The sequence below is a fragment of the Streptosporangium sp. NPDC005286 genome, from assembly GCF_040607515.1.
Taxonomy (GTDB): domain Bacteria; phylum Actinomycetota; class Actinomycetes; order Streptosporangiales; family Streptosporangiaceae; genus Streptosporangium.
In genome coordinates this window covers 1-14,819 of sequence record NZ_JBEXGU010000104.1, presented here as the reverse complement: position 1 = coordinate 14,819, position 14,819 = coordinate 1, and the positions used below count along the sequence as shown (strand labels likewise).

15 protein-coding genes are annotated in these 14,819 nt (G+C 70.9%); 8 read left to right on the top strand and 7 right to left on the bottom strand.

What is annotated here, in order from left to right; all coding sequences use genetic code 11:
* Positions 1-7 precede the first annotated feature (7 nt).
* Complete coding sequence (locus ABZU75_RS30315; RefSeq protein ID WP_355561424.1) at positions 8-1,354, top strand: MFS transporter; 1,347 nt, start codon at positions 8-10, stop codon at positions 1,352-1,354.
* 113 nt (positions 1,355-1,467) lie between these two features.
* On the top strand, positions 1,468-1,644 hold the full coding sequence (locus ABZU75_RS30310) for a hypothetical protein (RefSeq protein ID WP_355561421.1): 177 nt from the start codon (positions 1,468-1,470) through the stop codon (positions 1,642-1,644).
* 19 nt (positions 1,645-1,663) lie between these two features.
* Here ABZU75_RS30310 and ABZU75_RS30305 read toward each other — a convergent pair whose 3' ends face one another.
* Positions 1,664-2,041, bottom strand: a complete 378-nt coding sequence (locus ABZU75_RS30305; RefSeq protein ID WP_350962551.1) for a helix-turn-helix domain-containing protein — start codon at positions 2,039-2,041, stop codon at positions 1,664-1,666.
* A 131-nt stretch (positions 2,042-2,172) separates the two neighbouring features.
* On the opposite strand from ABZU75_RS30305, the gene ABZU75_RS30300 reads away from it, so the two are divergent.
* Positions 2,173-2,538 carry a DoxX family protein gene (locus ABZU75_RS30300; RefSeq protein WP_355561418.1) on the top strand — a complete coding sequence of 122 codons (366 nt, stop codon included), beginning with the start codon at positions 2,173-2,175 and terminating at the stop codon, positions 2,536-2,538.
* Between the two features lie 100 nt (positions 2,539-2,638).
* Here ABZU75_RS30300 and ABZU75_RS30295 read toward each other — a convergent pair whose 3' ends face one another.
* Positions 2,639-3,331 carry a response regulator transcription factor gene (locus ABZU75_RS30295; protein WP_355561415.1) on the bottom strand — a complete coding sequence of 231 codons (693 nt, stop codon included), beginning with the start codon at positions 3,329-3,331 and terminating at the stop codon, positions 2,639-2,641.
* Complete coding sequence (locus ABZU75_RS30290; RefSeq protein ID WP_355561412.1) at positions 3,328-4,623, bottom strand: sensor histidine kinase; 1,296 nt, start codon at positions 4,621-4,623, stop codon at positions 3,328-3,330. Before ABZU75_RS30290 ends, ABZU75_RS30295 begins: the two co-directional genes overlap by 4 nt.
* Positions 4,624-4,736: 113 nt before the next feature.
* On the opposite strand from ABZU75_RS30290, the gene ABZU75_RS30285 reads away from it, so the two are divergent.
* The 3 genes from ABZU75_RS30285 to ABZU75_RS30275 are packed head-to-tail and all read left to right on the top strand — an operon-like array spanning position 4,737 to position 8,007.
* A complete protein-coding gene (locus tag ABZU75_RS30285; RefSeq protein WP_355561409.1) occupies positions 4,737-5,669 on the top strand; it encodes an ATP-binding cassette domain-containing protein in 933 nt (310 codons plus the stop codon).
* Entirely contained in the window at positions 5,666-7,234 is a 1,569-nt protein-coding gene (locus ABZU75_RS30280) for an ABC transporter permease subunit (protein ID WP_355561407.1), read from the top strand. Before ABZU75_RS30285 ends, ABZU75_RS30280 begins: the two co-directional genes overlap by 4 nt.
* The gene (locus ABZU75_RS30275) at positions 7,231-8,007 is read left to right on the top strand and encodes an ABC transporter permease (protein WP_355561404.1); all 777 of its coding nucleotides are present in this window, start codon (positions 7,231-7,233) and stop codon (positions 8,005-8,007) included. The genes ABZU75_RS30280 and ABZU75_RS30275 overlap by 4 nt, the downstream gene beginning before the upstream one ends.
* A gap of 39 nt (positions 8,008-8,046) precedes the next feature.
* Here ABZU75_RS30275 and ABZU75_RS30270 read toward each other — a convergent pair whose 3' ends face one another.
* Positions 8,047-9,030 carry a YafY family protein gene (locus tag ABZU75_RS30270; RefSeq protein ID WP_355561401.1) on the bottom strand — a complete coding sequence of 328 codons (984 nt, stop codon included), beginning with the start codon at positions 9,028-9,030 and terminating at the stop codon, positions 8,047-8,049.
* Positions 9,031-9,087: 57 nt separating this feature from the next.
* Here ABZU75_RS30270 and ABZU75_RS30265 point away from each other — a divergent pair, with 57 nt between their 5' ends.
* Both ABZU75_RS30265 and ABZU75_RS30260 read left to right on the top strand, forming a co-directional pair.
* Entirely contained in the window at positions 9,088-9,846 is a 759-nt protein-coding gene (locus ABZU75_RS30265; protein ID WP_355561398.1) for a DeoR/GlpR family DNA-binding transcription regulator, read from the top strand.
* 96 nt (positions 9,847-9,942) lie between these two features.
* A complete protein-coding gene (locus tag ABZU75_RS30260) occupies positions 9,943-11,112 on the top strand; it encodes an MFS transporter (RefSeq protein ID WP_355561395.1) in 1,170 nt (389 codons plus the stop codon).
* Between the two features lie 114 nt (positions 11,113-11,226).
* Here the strand turns inward: ABZU75_RS30260 and ABZU75_RS30255 are convergent, their stop codons facing one another.
* From ABZU75_RS30255 to ABZU75_RS30245, 3 genes are read right to left on the bottom strand one after another with little or no spacing between them, the layout of a single operon-like run.
* Positions 11,227-12,825: a glycoside hydrolase family 13 protein gene (locus ABZU75_RS30255; RefSeq protein ID WP_355561391.1), complete on the bottom strand. Its 1,599-nt coding sequence runs from the start codon at positions 12,823-12,825 to the stop codon at positions 11,227-11,229.
* A 39-nt stretch (positions 12,826-12,864) separates the two neighbouring features.
* Positions 12,865-13,845 (bottom strand): carbohydrate ABC transporter permease, encoded by a 981-nt coding sequence (locus ABZU75_RS30250; RefSeq protein WP_355561389.1) that lies wholly within the window; start codon positions 13,843-13,845, stop codon positions 12,865-12,867.
* A gap of 15 nt (positions 13,846-13,860) precedes the next feature.
* Positions 13,861-14,778 carry a sugar ABC transporter permease gene (locus tag ABZU75_RS30245; RefSeq protein ID WP_350929900.1) on the bottom strand — a complete coding sequence of 306 codons (918 nt, stop codon included), beginning with the start codon at positions 14,776-14,778 and terminating at the stop codon, positions 13,861-13,863.
* Between the last annotated feature and the right edge of the window lie 41 nt (positions 14,779-14,819).

Genomic DNA, 14,819 nt, shown 5'->3' with positions numbered 1-14,819 from the left:
GTGGAAGGTGAGCGCGTCGGCTGTACGCTCTTTGGGCGCGTACACGCTCGACCGGCGTCCCCTGGCGATCCCCGCCTACCGGCGGTTGTGGGCCGCCTCGGCCACCTGCGCGGTCGGTGGCTCGTTCAGCGTGGTCACGGTGCCGACGCAGCTGTTCACCTTGACCGGCTCGTCCGCGACCGTCGGCGCCGCGGCCGCAGTGTCATTCGGTGCTTTGGTGATCGCGTCGCTGTGGGTCGGAGCCCTCGCCGACCTCATGGACCGGCGACGGCTGCTGCTGGCCGCTCACTGTGGCCTTGCGCTGACCTACGCGGCGCTGTGGGCTCAGGCCGCCCTGGGAGGCCGCTCTGTCGCCGTCCTGCTGGCGTTGGTGGCATGCCAAGGACTGACCTTCGGGGCGATCATGGTGACGATGGGTGCAGCGGTGCCCCGCCTCGTACCCGTCGGCCTGCTGCCCGCGGCGAACGGTCTCAGTTCGCTCGTCCGCTACACCGGGTCGATCATGGGCCCGTTACTGGCAGGCGTGCTGATTCCGGTGGTCGGGCTCGGCACGCTTTACCTGTTCGACGCCGTTGCGCTGCTGGCCGTCGTGTGGGCGGTGGCCAAGCTGCCGCCGATCTTGCCCAGCCCTCACCCGGCGTCACGTGACGGATTGCCCGATGGGATATCAAAAGCAGCAACGGACGATGCGCCGGCACAGCGTGACCGGCGTCGGTCCACGCTTGGACAGGTGCTCGCCGGGTTCCGCTACCTGCTTGCCGGCCGGGTGCTCGTAGCCGTGCTGGCAGTAGATCTCGCTGCGATGGTCTTCGGGATGCCGGTAGCGCTTTTTCCGGAACTGGCGCAACGCACCTACGGCGGGCCCGCGGGAGGAGGCCTGGAGCTGGGCCTGCTTTACGCCGCCTACCCGGCCGGTGTCTTCGCGGCCGGGCTGATGTCGGGAAGGTTCACGCGCGCCCGTCGCCACGGTGCCCTGATGGCATCGGCTGCCGCCGTCTGGGGGGTAACCGTCGTGGTCCTTGGCCTGGCTCCGCGACTCTGGCTCGCGCTGGCGGCGCTCATGTTCGGCGGTGCGGCGAACTTCGTGCTCAGTACCTTCCGCAACGCCATCTCACAGGCGTATACCGACGGCGCCATGCGCGGCCGGATTCAAGGATCACTCACCGTCGTCCTCATCGGGGGCCCGCAGATCGCCAACCTGCTGCACGGGGCCGCCGCGGTGGTATACGGCCCTCAGGTGACGATCTGCGTTGGCGGACTGCTCACCGTGATGACCGTCGCCATGATCGTGTGGATGGCACCTCAGCTGTGGTACTACGCCGCCCCAAGAACAGAGGATGTTGTCAGCGGGTGAGCACCGGGCCGGGTACCGCTGAACGTCAGGTCGTCTGGCTCACCCGACGGCCGCATTCCTCCGGGCAGCTCGGGCAAGGCGAAGGAGTAACGGCCCGGCATGGTCGCATGGGCGTGGCTGAAGGGCGAGCCGACGCGCAGGTCTTCCGCGAGCCGGTCGGCGACGCCGGCACCAGGGCCGCGTTCGTCGCGGACCTGCGGAGAGCTGCCGCCAGGGCGGTGCGGCCATGGCCGAGGACCTGCTTCTGGCCCGGGGCGCCGTTGAAGATCGGCGTACCAGGGGCGAAGTAGCCGGAGGCGGGGCACCGGGTCATTGGTTTCGGGTCTGGTAGGCCTCTCGGCTGGTCTCGATGTGCGGGACGTGCTCGATGGCCCAGCCGGCGAGGGCCAATGCGGGCGGAATGAGGCTCTTACCGGTGGGGGTCAGTGCGTATTCGACCCGTGGCGGGACCTCGGCGTGCACCGTCCGGGAGACCAGGCCGTCGCGTTCGAGGTTCCGGAGCGTCAGGGTCAGCATGCGCTGGGAGATCCCGGGGATCTGCTGGTGCAGGCCGGTGAAGCGCAGGCTTCCCTGATCGAGGGTCGCCACGATCAGAAGCGTCCACTTGTTGCAGATGCGGTCGAGGATGGCGCGGATCGTCCGTCCGCCATCTCCTCGGATCATGCAGGTGTGCTCGTACTCCGACATGACAGCCCTCTGTGTGTAACGCACATGCATGTGCCTTTTGTAAGGCTTTCAATAGTGACGCATCATGAAGCTACTTACGACTGGTAACCATCGTGGCCGGCGCCGCGTCACTAGCCCCCGAGGTGTCCTTCATGGAGATTTCCTACTGGATCGTCGCGGCACTCCTGGCCGTCTTCTACCTCTACGCCGGCGGCAAGAAGATCACCCAAAGCCAGGAGCGGCTTCAGCCGATGATGGGCTGGGTCGACACCGTTCCCATGCCGCTCGTCCGCTTGATCGGAGTCCTGGAAGTCCTCGGCGCCGCCGGCCTGATCCTGCCGCCGCTGACCGGGATCGCGCCCTGGCTCGCCATCGCCGCGGCGAGCGGCCTCGTCCTGATCCAGATAGGAGGCATCGCGGTCCACCTGAGCCGCGGCGAGGTCCGGCAGATCGGACTCAACATCGCCCTCCTGGCAGCCGCCGCGGCAACCGCCTGGCTCGGCACCATCTGGCTCTGAACCCTCTGCCCAACGTCGTCTGCCCTCGCCTCGCTCCGGGGCGCTCATGTTGACCTGCGGCCCGACGACAGTCGCGGGTGCTCCCGGTGCTCGCAATCGATCAGCCGCCTCGGGTGATCGGCCCGCGGGAGCGCGGCACGACCAGTCCTGTCTCGTACGCCGTGACGACCGCCTGTGTCCTGTCGCGTAGCCCGAGCTTGTTCAGCACCCGGCTCACATGCGTCTTGACGGTCTCCTCCGTGACCGTCAACCGGCTTGCTATCTCCGGATTGGACAGGCCTTCCGCGACCAGCCGCAGGACCTGCGTCTCACGAGGGGTGAGCGCGGCGAGCGCGGCCATGGAGACGGCGTCGGGCTTCGGGGGCAGCAGGGCGAACTCACTGATGAGGCGGCGGGTGACCGCCGGAGCCAGGAGCGCCTCGCCTGCGGCGATGACCCGTACCGCGTCGAAGAGCCGCTCGGCGGTGACGTCCTTGAGCAGGAATCCGCTCGCTCCGGCACGCAGCGCGTCGTAGACGTACTCGTCCAGGTCGAAGGTCGTCAGAATAAGGACGCGTGGCCCGCCGGCGAGCCGCCTGGTGGCCTCGATACCGTCCATCCCCGGCATGCGGACGTCCATCAGGACGACGTCGGGCGACAGCTCGCGGCAGATCCGTACCGCCTCGGCCCCGTCGCGGGCGGTGCCGACCACCTCGAGGTCGGGCTGGGTGTTGAGCAGTTCGGCGAAGCCAGTGCGGACGACCAGGTGGTCGTCGGCGACGACGACGCGAACCATCGGTGGCCTGCCGGTCATCCGGCCGCCCCGGGCAGGCGCGCCTCGACGAGGAAGCCACCGCCTGCGGCGGGGCCGGTGCGCAGCTCACCCCCGACGGCTGTGGCACGTTCCCGCATGCCGGACAGCCCGTGACCGCCGGCAGGCACCGAGGCACGGGGGCCGGGTCCGTTGTCGCGGATGAGCAGGCGCAGAGCATCGCCACCGTAGTGCAGCTCCACGTCGACGGCGGCGCCCGGCGCGTGCCGCCGGGCGTTGGTGAGGGCCTCCTGGACGATGCGGTGGGCGGCGAGCTCGACACCTGGGTCGAGCGTGACCGGCGGACCGCGCAGGATGAGGCGGACACCCGTGCCCGACGCCTGCCGCGCCTGGTCGAGCAGCTCGTTGAGCTCGGCCAGGCGCAGGCCCGGCTGGGGCCGCCGGTCCGCCGCGTCCGCCTCGGCGTCCTCGCGTAGCACGCCGAGCAGTCGCCGCATCTCGGTCAGCGCCGCCCGGGCGGTGTCCCCGATGGCCGACAATCGTTCCGCACCGGCGGCCGGCATCCCGGGCACGGCCAGCCGGGCCGTCTCCGCCTGCACGGCGACCATGGAAATGTGGTGGGCGACGACATCGTGCAGCTCGCGGGCGATGCGAGCGCGCTCGCCGCGCGCGGTGTGCTCCAGCAGGCTGTCGGCGATGACCTGCCGGGCCGCGCTGTTCTCCAGGGCCTCAGCACGGGCTCGCCGTGCGATCCCGGCCAGGGCCGCCGCCGGAGCCAGGCAGGCCGCCAACAGGATGAGAACCCCCGCCTCGCCGCCCGAGGGAACGGCAAGCGCCAGGATGGGGAACGGTGCCGCGAGAAGGACGGCCAGCCGCTGCGAGCCGGTGCGGCCGAGCCGGTATCCGCAGATCAGCTGTGCGGCCACACCCGCCACGGTCAGCGTGTGAAAGGCCACCGGCGACAACATGACCGTCGCGGAGACGACCACCGCGGCCGCGGCCGGCTGCGTCCACAGCAGCGCGACGGGCAGCGTGCTGGCCAGGCCGAGCAGGCCGAACACCACGAGATACAGAGCGGGGTTGCCGCTTTCGACCGGCGGCGCACCCCCGCCGTGCACGATCGACTCGCCCACCGGTGTAGTGACGGCATGACCGAACGCCTTCGCCAGCGGTGTGTCGCGGGCCTGCGCGATCGACTCGGCCAGCGCGAGCACCGCCAGCAGCGCGCCGGCCGCGACAGGCGCGTGCCGGGTCGCGGCGATCCGCCGCCAACCGGCGGCCCATCCGCCGATCCGGTCGTCCGCTGGGTGCACGAAGGCCATTGTCGTGGTCATCTGACGTTCTGGCATCCCTCACGTGAGGGATGCCGTGTCGCTCCTGCCCGTGACGGCGAAGATGGCTCCGCGGCGTGACGACCGCGTCCCCGCCGCTGCCTAGTCTGCCTGGCATGCGAGCAACCATCGAAGTCGCCGGGCTGCGCAAGCGCTTCGGCCGGACCACGGCGCTGGACGGGATGTCCTTCACCGTCAAACCGGGGCAGGTCACCGGTTTCGTCGGCCCCAACGGGGCGGGCAAGTCCACCACGATGCGGGTGATTCTCGGCCTGGACGCGGCCGACGAGGGCTACGCGCTGGTCGGCGGGCGGCCCTACCGGAGCCTGCGCCGGCCGCTGTGCCACGTCGGGGCGCTGCTGGACGCCACCGCGCCGCAGCCGAGCCGTACCGGGCGCAACCACCTGCTGTGGCTGGCCCACTCCCAGGGACTGTCCGCCAGGCGGGTCGACGAGGTGATCGGGCTGGTGGGACTGGAATCGGCGGCCAGACGCAAGGCGGGCGGCTACTCGCTGGGCATGCGGCAGCGGCTCGGAATCGCCGCGGCGCTGCTCGGCGACCCGCCGGTGCTGATGCTCGACGAGCCGGTCAACGGCCTCGACCCCGAAGGCGTCGTGTGGATTCGCGGCTTCCTGCGGTCGCTGGCCGAGCAGGGCCGCGCCGTCCTGGTCTCCAGCCACCTGATGAGCGAGTTGCAGGACACCGCCGGTCATCTCGTGGTGGTGGGCCGGGGGCGGGTCGTCGCGGACACCGGCGTGGCCGAGCTGATCGCGGCCGCATCCCGCGGCCAGGTCGCGCTGCGCACCACGGCGCGGGCGGAGGCGATGGAGGTGCTGGCGCGCGCCGGCGCCACCGTGGCCGCCACCGAGCGCGACACGCTCACCGTCTCCGGGCTGGAGGCGACGCGCGTCGTGGCGCTTCTCGGTCAGAACGCGGTGCCGTTCTCCGAGGTGACGGCCCACCGCGCGACGCTGGAGGAGGCGTACATGGACCTGACCCGGGACGAGGTGGAGTTCCGCGCCTCCCTGGGACAGGAGGCCACGCGATGACCACCGGCACCGTCACCCCGTACCGCTCGGACCCGCAGGCCGGGCGCGGCGGCTTCGCCCAACTGCTGCGCGCGGAGTGGACCAAGTTCCGTACGGTCCGCGGCCAGCTGATCGGCATGGTGGTCGCGGCGCTGGTCATCGTGCTGCTCGGACTGCTCACCGTCACAGGCAGCCACACATCCTGCGGCGGTGCGAGCGATGTCTGCCCCGCCCTCCCGGTGGGTCCGGACGGCGAGGCGGTGGACGACACGTTCTCCTTCGCGCACCGGCCGTTGTCCGGAGACGGCGGCATCACCGTCCGGGTGACCTCGCTGAGCGGCATCATCACCTATCCCCCGCCCGACCACGACAAGATCGTCTCCGGTGTCGTGCCCTGGGCGAAGGCCGGGATCATCATCAAGGACGGCATCCGGCGGGGCTCCGCCTATGCAGCGGTGATGGTCACCGGCAGCCACGGAGTGCGCATGCAGCACAACTTCGCTCGGGACACCGCCGGCCGGCCCGGCGGCGTTTCCGCGGCGTCCCCGCGCTGGCTGCGGCTGACCCGATCCGGCGACACGCTCACCGGCTACGAGTCGGCCGACGGCAGGCAGTGGACCAAGGTCGGCACGGCTCGCCTGACCGGACTGCCGGCCACGGTGCGGGTCGGGCTCTTCGTCACCTCCCCGGGCGATCTGACGGTGAAGCAGGCCGATCTCGGCGGCAGCATCCAGCAGGTTCGCTTCACCCAGGCAACCGCTGTCTTCGACCAGGTCAGCCTGGAGGGGGCGACGCCCCGCGGCGAGTGGAGCCGCGACAATGTGGGAGGCGCCGGAAAGACCGACTGGGAGCGCTATCACCGGCCGAGCGGGGTCGTCGAGTCCGGTGGCACGTTCACCGTGACCGGATCCGGTGACATCGCGCCGAGCACGGAAGGCCTGAGCATCGAGACCACCCTGTCCGGTGTGCTGGCCGGGCTGATCGTGGTGATCGTGGTGGCCGTGCTGTTCATCACCGCCGAATACCGGCGTGGCCTGATCCACACCACCCTGCTCGCCAGCCCACGGCGCGGCCGGGTCCTGGCCGCCAAGGCCGTGGTGATCGGCACGGTGACCTTCGTCGCCGGGCTGGCCGCCGCCGGCACGGTCGTCCCCGTCGGCACACGGATCCTGCGCGCGGACGGCAACCCCGTGCTTCCGGTGAGCACGCTCACCGAGCTCCGCGTCGTGGCCGGCATCGCGGCACTGCTCGCCGCCGCCGCCGTCTTCGCACTCGCTCTCGGCGCCCTGTTCCGGCACAGCGCCGCGGCGGTCACCGCCGCCATCGTGGCCATCGTCGTGCCCCATATCCTCGCCACCGCCTCCGTCCTGCCCCTGGGGGTGGCGCAGTGGCTCCTGCGGCTCACCCCGGCGGCCGGCTTCGCGATCCAGCAGAGCATCCCGGAGTACGCGCATGTGCTCGGCCACCACAGCCCGCAGGGCGGCTACTACCCGCTGGAGCCATGGGCCGGGCTCGCCGTGCTGGGCGGCTACGCGGTGCTCGCCCTCGGCCTGGCCGTCTTCCAACTGCGCCGGAGGGACGCATGAGACGAGCGCTGCACGCCGAATGGACCAAACTGCGCACCATACCGGGCACCGGCCGGCTGCTGCTCGCGGTCATCGTGCTGACCGCGGCCGTGAGCGCCGCGGCGGCCGCGACCGTCTCCTGCCGGCCGGTGGGATGTGACCACGACGTCCCCAAGCTCAGCCTCATGGGGGTCCAGGTGGGTCAGGCCGCCGTCGCCATCCTGGCCGTCCTGGCGATCAGCGGCGAGTACGGCGGCGGGATGATCCGCACCACCCTCGCGGCGATGCCGCGCCGCAGCCACGTCCTGGCCGCCAAGGCCGCCATCCTTACCGGCCTGACGACGGCCGCCGGGACCGTTGCCGTGCTCGTGTCCGTACTGGGCGGGCGGCTCATCCTGCCCGGCAACGGCTTCACCCCCGCGCACGGCCACCCGCCGCTGTCGCTGGCCGACGGGCCGACGCTGCGCGCGGCCGCCGGCTCGGTCCTCTATCTCGCGCTGATCGCCTTGCTCAGCCTCGGCGTCGCCACCGCCGTACGGGATTCCGCCGCCGCCATCGGCGTCGTGTTCGGCCTGCTCTACGTTCTCTCGGTGCTTCCCTTCATGATCAGCGACCCGGACTGGCAGCGGTTCCTGTGGCGGCTCTCGCCGATGAACGCGGGGCTCGCCATCCAGTCGACCACCAACCTCTCCGCTCTGCCCCTGGCCCCGTGGGCGGGCCTCGGCGTGCTCGCCGCCTGGGCCGCCGCGGCGCTCCTGGGCGGCGGCCTGGCGCTGCGGCTGCGCGACGCGTGAGCGCACCTCCCGGCAGCGCCCGGCCGGTCAGGCGAACGTTCAGCCGGGACTCGTGCCGTAAAGCGTGGCCAGGCCGGCGACGGTGGCGGCCATCCGCTCGCGCAACTCGGGCGGCTCCAGCACCTCGATGTCCGCCCCCAGGCGCAGTAGCAGCCAGTGGGCGTGCCTGACGGACTCGGTCGGCAGGCGCAGCACCACCCAGCCGCGCTCGTCGGGCGGGCCCGCGGCGGCGAGCGCGGCCTCGGCGACCTCGGCGCCCACCGTGTGGCGCAGCATCCCCTCGGTGCCGGGCGCCATCCGCACCAGCGCCTCACCGGTGTACATCCGCTCGCGGAAGTCGGCCGCATAGCGCTGCCAGAAGGTGGGCAGATCGAAGTCGGCGGGGCGCTCGAAACGCCCCGCCAGGAGCTCGGCGCTCACGATCCGCGCCACCTTGTAGGTGCGCGGCTCCCCCTCACCGGCGGCGGCCACCATGTACCACGACCCGCCCTTGAGGACCAGGCCGTACGGGTGTGCCAGGCGCTCGACGTCGCGGGGCCCCCAGCGGCGGTAGGTCATGCGCAGCGGGCGCTGCTCCCACACCGCCTCGGCGACCTCTCCCAGGAAGGGAGCCGCGTCGGCGTCGCGATACCAGCCGGGCACGTCCAGGTGGAAGCGCTCGCGCATCCTGGCGGCGTGGAAGCGCGGCTCGGGGGGCAGCGCGGCGAGCATCTTCAGCTCGGCGTTCGCCGCGACCTCGGCCAGTCCCAGTTCGGCGGCGGGGCCGGGCAGCGCCGCCAGGAACAGCGAGGAGGCCTCCTCGGCGGTCAGGCCGTTGAGGCGGGTGCGGTAGCCGTCCAGCAGGCGATATCCACCGGCGGGCCCGCGGTCGGCGTAGACCGGCACTCCGGCCGACGACAGCGCCTCGACATCGCGGTAGACCGTGCGGACGGAGACCTCCAGCTCCCTGGCCAGCTCGGTGGCCGTCAGCTGCCCCCGCGTCTGCAGGAGCAGCAGGAGGGAGAGCAGACGACTCGCGCGCATGGCGGCCATTGTTCCGCACGTTTGCCAACCTCACATACTCCATGTTCAAATGAACACATGGAAGGTAACAATCGCATTCGCGCGATCATGTCGGCGCTGCGCGCCAGCGACGCCGTCTCCGTCGCGGAGCTGGCGGTCGAGCACGCGGTCTCGGAGATGACCATCCGCCGCGACCTCGACGAGCTCGCCCAGCAGGGCGTGGTCAGGCGGGTCCGCGGCGGCGCGGTGAGCCTGCTGCTGCGCGGGGAGGAACCGCCCTTCGTGGTCCGCGAACGCGAGGCGACAGAGGCCAAGCGGCGGATCGCGAGCGAGGTCGCGGCCCTGCTCGCCGACGGCGAGGCCGTGCTGCTCGACAGCGGCACCACTTCCCTGGAGATCGCCCGCGCGATCCGTGACCGCCGCCTGACGGTCCTGCCGCTCTGCCTGCAGGTCACCGCCGAGCTCAGCAGCGCCCCCCGGATCCGCCTGGTGCTGCCCGGCGGGGAGGTCCGCCCCGGTGAGCTGAGCTTCACCGGCCCGTTGACCGAGAGCGCCATCCGCTCCCTGCGCTTCGACACCGCGGTCATCGGCTGCTGCGGCCTGTCCGCCGAACATGGCCTCACCGCCCACGACCTGTCCGACGTCGCCGTCAAGCAGGCCGCGATCGCCTCCGCCCGGCGCGTGGTCGCGGCCACCGACTCCGGCAAGTTCACCCGCACCGCGTTCGGCGCGGTCTGCCCGCTGGACCGCCTCGACATGGTCGTCACCGACACCGCGCTTCCCCCCGCCGAGCACGACGCCATGATCGCGGCAGGCGTCGCCGTCCGCGCCGTCTGACCCGCCCTGCCGGAGCCCCTGCTCCACGGCCCGCCCCAAAGTCCGCGGCCCGAACCGTCTGCTCTGATCCGCACCACTTGACTGGAGCCCTCCCCCATGCACGTCATCCCCTTCGACCGGGCCGCGCTGCTGCGCGGCCGGGTGGCGATCTACCTGCTCTTCCTGCTCTCCGGCATGGCCATCGGCACCTGGACGGCGCGTATCCCATCGATCAAGCAGGGGCTGGAGCTGAGCGAGGGCGAGCTCAGCATCGCGCTGCTCGGCATCGCCGCCGGGGCGATCGCCGGCATGCAGGTGGTCGGCCGCCTGGTCGACCGCTACGGCAGCGCCAAGGTGATGCTGCCGATGGCCTTCGCCCAGAGCGTGGTGCTGGTCCTGCCCGCCTACATGCCGAACCTGGCCGGCCTGGCCGTCGCGCTGTTCGTCTTCGGCGCGGTGCACGGCACCCTGGACGTCGCGATGAACGCAGGCGCCGTCGAGGTCGAGCAGGCCATGGGCCGACCGATCATGTCGTCCTTCCACGCGGTGTTCAGCAGCGGCGGGTTCCTCGGCGCCACCACCGGAGGACTGCTCGCCCAGGCTTCGTTCAGCCCGGGAGCCACGTTCGCCGCGGTCGCCGCGGTGATCGCCGCGCTCGCGCTCTGGGCGGCCCGCTGGGCGCTCCCCCCGACCGCACAGGCCGTCCCCTCGGGAACGGAACCGGCGTCCGGCAAGGGTGAAGGGGTGATGCTGCTGGGTGTCCTGGCCTTCTGCTGCATGATCGGGGAAGGAGCCACGGCCGACTGGAGTTCCGTCTACCTGAGCGAGAGCCTTGGCAGTTCCGACGGGTTCGCCGCGGCCGCCTACGCCGCCTTCTCGATCATGATGACCGCCGGCCGATTCGCCGGCGACAGGCTGGCCGCCTGGCTGGGGCCGGTGAACCTGGTGCGCGCGTGCGGTGCGCTGGCCGCCTCCGGACTCGGGGTGGCCCTGCTGGCCGACCATCAGGTCGCCGCGGTGATCGGTTTCGGCTGCTTTGGGGCAGGCCTGTCCTGCATCGTTCCCCAGGTCTTCTCCGCGGCCGGTCGCCGCGACCCGGCTCGCGCCGGACAGGCGCTGGCCCGGGTGTCGAGCCTGGGCTACGTGGGATTTCTCACCGGCCCCGTGCTGATCGGAGGTGCCGCCGAGCTGATGGACCTGCCCCGCGCGCTGGGGATCCCCGCCCTGCTGGCCTTTTTCGTGGCCCTGGCCGCGGGGGCGCTCAGAGCCACGCCCTTTACAAAGTAGATCAAAATAGTGAGCGGGGCCGGAGTGCCACCCGGATGCACCAGGCCACCGGTGGACGGTGCCGCTGACCGGCCGAGCGAGGTACGGCCGGTCAGCGGCGGCCCCGGAGGGGGATCAGATCACACGGAGCCAGACGGCGGTGTCGGAGGGGAGCCTGTCCCCCTCCAGCGGACCGCTGGCCAGCAGGACCGACTCGTGCTCCGGCAGGGAGACCGGCTCCGCGCCGAGGTTGACCACGCAGATCAGGCCCGACTCCCGGCGGAAGGCCAGCACCCCCTCCCCCACCTCCAGCCAGGCCAGCGTGCCGTCACCGAGCAGCTCGCGGCGGAGACCCAGCCCGGCGCGGTAGAGGGTGAACATGGACGCCGGGTCGGCGGCCTGCACCTCGGCCGTCAGCGCCTTCCACTCCGGCGGCTGCGGCAGCCACGGCTGCCCCGCGCCGAACCCGAACGGCGGCTCGTCACCCGACCAGGGCAGCGGCACCCGGCAGCCGTCACGGCCGGGATCGGTGTGGCCGGAACGGACCCAGATCGGGTCCTGGCGCAGCTCGTCCGGCAGGTCCTCCACCTCCGGCAGCCCCAGCTCCTCGCCCTGGTAGACGTAGAGCCCGCCGGGAAGCGCCATCGCCAGCAGTGCGGCCGCGCGGGCCCGCCGCTCGCCCAGCACCGGATCCGACGGCATGCCGTGCTTGCGGTCGGCGTGGTCGAAGGAGGTGTCGGCCCTGCCGTACTTGGTCACCGGGCGGGTCACGTCGTGGTTGGACAGCACCCAGGTGGGGGGCGCGCCCAGCGGGATGTGCGTGGCCAGGGTCTCCTCGATCGACCGGCGCAGCGCGGCGGCGTCCCAGGGGCACGCCAGGAAGTCGAAGTTGAACGCGGTGTGCATCTCGTCGGGGCGCAGGTAGAGCGCGAAGCGCTCCTGGTCGGGCAGCCACACCTCGCCGATCAGGATCCGGTCGTCGTACTCCTCGGCCACCCGGCGCCAGCCCCGGTAGATGTCGTGCACGCCGTCGAGGTCGGTGTACGCCTCCTGTCCTCCCTCGCTGTCCATGTCCTTGACCAGCAGGGCGGCCGAGTCGATCCGGATGCCGTCCACGCCCCGGTCGAACCAGAAGCGCAGCACGTCGTGGAACTCCTCGACGACCTCGGGGTTGGCCCAGTTGAAGTCCGGCTGCTCGGGGGCGAACAGGTGCAGGTACCACTGGCCGTCGGCGACCCGGGTCCACGCGGGACCGCCGAAGATCGACTGCCAGTCGTTGGGCGGCAGCTCACCGCTCGCTCCCCGGCCCTCGCGAAACAGGAAGCGTTCGCGCTCGGGCGACCCGGGCCCGGCCTCCAGTGCCCGTACGAACCACTTCTGCTGGTCGGAGCCGTGGTTGGGGACGATGTCGGTGATCGTCTTGATGCCCAGGGCATGCGCCTCGGCGATGAACTCCTCCGCCTCGGCGAGCGTGCCGAACGATGGCTCGATGTCACGGTAGTCGGCCACGTCGTACCCGCCGTCGGCCATCGGCGACGGGTACCAGGGGTTGAGCCAGATCGCACCGATGCCCAGGTCGGAGAGGTATGGCAGGCGAGCGCGAAGTCCCGCGAGGTCGCCGATCCCGTCGCCGTCACCGTCGGCGAAGCTCCGGAGATAGACCTGGTAGATCGCGGCTCCCCGCCACCATGTTTCGGGGTCCGGGGTCGCTCCCGGGAAGGTGCTGCCGGACATGCTGGAACAACTCCTTGCGGTTGAAAGTGGGTAACGAGGTCAGCCCTTGAGGCTGCCGGCCGTGAGGCCGGCCATGATGCTGCGCTGGAAGATGAAGAAGACGACCATGGTCGGGATACTCGCGATCACCAATGAGGCGATCAGCACGTTCTGCGGCATCTGCGCCGAGAGCGAAGCGATGCCCACGCTGATCGTCATCTTCTCCCCGTCCGGCAGTACGAGCAGCGGCCAGACGAAATCCTTCCAGACGTTGACCACCGAGAGAATGGACACCACTCCGAGGATCGGCCTGGAGACCGGCAGCACGATCGACCACAGGATGCGGGCGGGAGAGGCGCCGTCGATCTGGGCGGCCTCCAGCAACTCCCGGGGGATCGAGTCGAAGAAACGCTTGAGCAGGAAGATGAAGAACCCGTTGGCCGCCGCGGGCAACCAGATCACCCACGGGGTGTTCAGCAGGTCCCAGCCGAAGATCGGCATGTCCTTGACCGTCAGGTAGGCGGGCAGCAGGATGACCATCGGCGGGATCATGAGCGTGGCCAGCATCAGCGCCAGGACCACGTTGCCCAGCACGGGCCGCAGTTTGGACAGCGCGTAGGCGGCCGAGACGTCGATGGCCAGTGTGAACAGCCAGGCGCCGCCGGCGTAGACGACGGTGTTGGTGAGGAAGAGTCCCAGGTCGAGCTGGTCCCACGCCTCGGCGTACACCCCGAGGTCGAAGGAGGTGGGAAAGAAGCTCGGCGGGATCTGGGCCAGTTCCTCGGGGGTCTTCAGCGCGCCGGTGACCATCCAGTAGAGCGGGAACACGAACACGGCGGTGAAGACCACCAGCACCAGGGTCAGCGTGATCCGGTAGATCAGCCGCCCGCGCGGGGTGTTGAGCGTGTGCGGGGAGACCAGGCTGCGAAACTCCCTGGGCGCCTCCTTGGCCGCACGCGTCCGCCCGGCCTTCTTCCCCGAGCCCCGCTCCGGTGGCCGGGCGGGGGCGGGGCGAGGTGGGTGGACTGTGAGGTTCGACATCGGCTCGGCTCCTCCCTAGCTCTGGTTGTCCCGCGACAGGCGCAGGTAGAAGGCGGAGAACACCATCAGCACGACCATGAGCATCAGCCCGAGCGCGCCCCCGGCGCCGAAGTCACCGAAGTTGAAGGCGTACTGGTACATGAGGTAGGCGACGGTGAGCGTCGCGTTCTCCGGGCCGCCGCCGGTGAGCAGGTACGGCTCGATGAAGACCTGCATGGTCGCCACGATCTGCAGCAGCAGCATCACCAGCAGGATCAGCCTGGTCTGCGGGATCGTGACGTGCCAGACCCTCTTGAAGATCCCGGCACCGTCCAGTTCCGCGGCCTCGTACAGCTCGCTCGGGATGCTCTGCAGCGCGGCGAGGTAGATCAGCGTGCCGGTTCCCAGGTTCATCCAGGTGGAGACGATCACGAGGGAGATCAGCGCGGTGTCCGTGGAGTCCAGCCAGCTCAGGGCCGGCAGGTGCGCCAGCTCCAGGATCTGGTTGAACAGTCCGGCGCCCGGGTCGTAGAACCACTTGAACAGCAGCACCCCGACGGCCGGCGGCAGCATCACCGGGAGATAGACGATGAACCTCAGGTAGGCCCGCGCGTGTCGCAGCTCGTTGAGGACGATCGCCGCCACGAAGGGGATGACGTAGCCGAACACGAGCGCCAGGCCGGTGAAGGCGAGGGTGTTGAGCCACGCGTCGGCGAACGCCGAGTCCTCCGTCACGGTGCGGAAGTTCTCCAGGCCGACCCAGGTCGGGTCGTCGACGAAGTTCGTCTGCTGGAAGCTGAGCAGGACCTCCCGCACCATGGGGTACCAGGAGAAGAAGGCGAAGCAGATCAGCGCCGCGCAGAGGAACCCGTAGGCGGTCAGGTTGCGTTGCAGCCCACGCCGGAACGCCCCCGCTCCCCGCCGCCGTGAGCCTTTCACGGTCATTGTGGTCATCGGTCGACTCCCGATTTCGACATGAGTGCCGGGGTGCCGGC

Excerpts from the sequence above, each read along its gene's own strand:
- ABZU75_RS30290 (WP_355561412.1), bottom strand. The coding sequence starts at position 4,623 with ATGACCACGACAATGGCCTTCGTGCACCCAGCGGACGACCGGATCGGC.
- ABZU75_RS30255 (WP_355561391.1), bottom strand. The coding sequence starts at position 12,825 with ATGTCCGGCAGCACCTTCCCGGGAGCGACCCCGGACCCCGAAACATGG.
- ABZU75_RS30300 (WP_355561418.1), top strand. The coding sequence starts at position 2,173 with ATGGAGATTTCCTACTGGATCGTCGCGGCACTCCTGGCCGTCTTCTAC.
- ABZU75_RS30295 (WP_355561415.1), bottom strand. The coding sequence starts at position 3,331 with ATGACCGGCAGGCCACCGATGGTTCGCGTCGTCGTCGCCGACGACCAC.
- ABZU75_RS30275 (WP_355561404.1), top strand. The coding sequence starts at position 7,231 with ATGAGACGAGCGCTGCACGCCGAATGGACCAAACTGCGCACCATACCG.
- ABZU75_RS30245 (WP_350929900.1), bottom strand. The coding sequence starts at position 14,778 with ATGACCACAATGACCGTGAAAGGCTCACGGCGGCGGGGAGCGGGGGCG.
- ABZU75_RS30270 (WP_355561401.1), bottom strand. The coding sequence starts at position 9,030 with ATGCGCGCGAGTCGTCTGCTCTCCCTCCTGCTGCTCCTGCAGACGCGG.
- ABZU75_RS30305 (WP_350962551.1), bottom strand. The coding sequence starts at position 2,041 with ATGTCGGAGTACGAGCACACCTGCATGATCCGAGGAGATGGCGGACGG.
- ABZU75_RS30265 (WP_355561398.1), top strand. The coding sequence starts at position 9,088 with ATGGAAGGTAACAATCGCATTCGCGCGATCATGTCGGCGCTGCGCGCC.
- ABZU75_RS30285 (WP_355561409.1), top strand. The coding sequence starts at position 4,737 with ATGCGAGCAACCATCGAAGTCGCCGGGCTGCGCAAGCGCTTCGGCCGG.
- ABZU75_RS30250 (WP_355561389.1), bottom strand. The coding sequence starts at position 13,845 with ATGTCGAACCTCACAGTCCACCCACCTCGCCCCGCCCCCGCCCGGCCA.
- ABZU75_RS30280 (WP_355561407.1), top strand. The coding sequence starts at position 5,666 with ATGACCACCGGCACCGTCACCCCGTACCGCTCGGACCCGCAGGCCGGG.
- ABZU75_RS30260 (WP_355561395.1), top strand. The coding sequence starts at position 9,943 with ATGCACGTCATCCCCTTCGACCGGGCCGCGCTGCTGCGCGGCCGGGTG.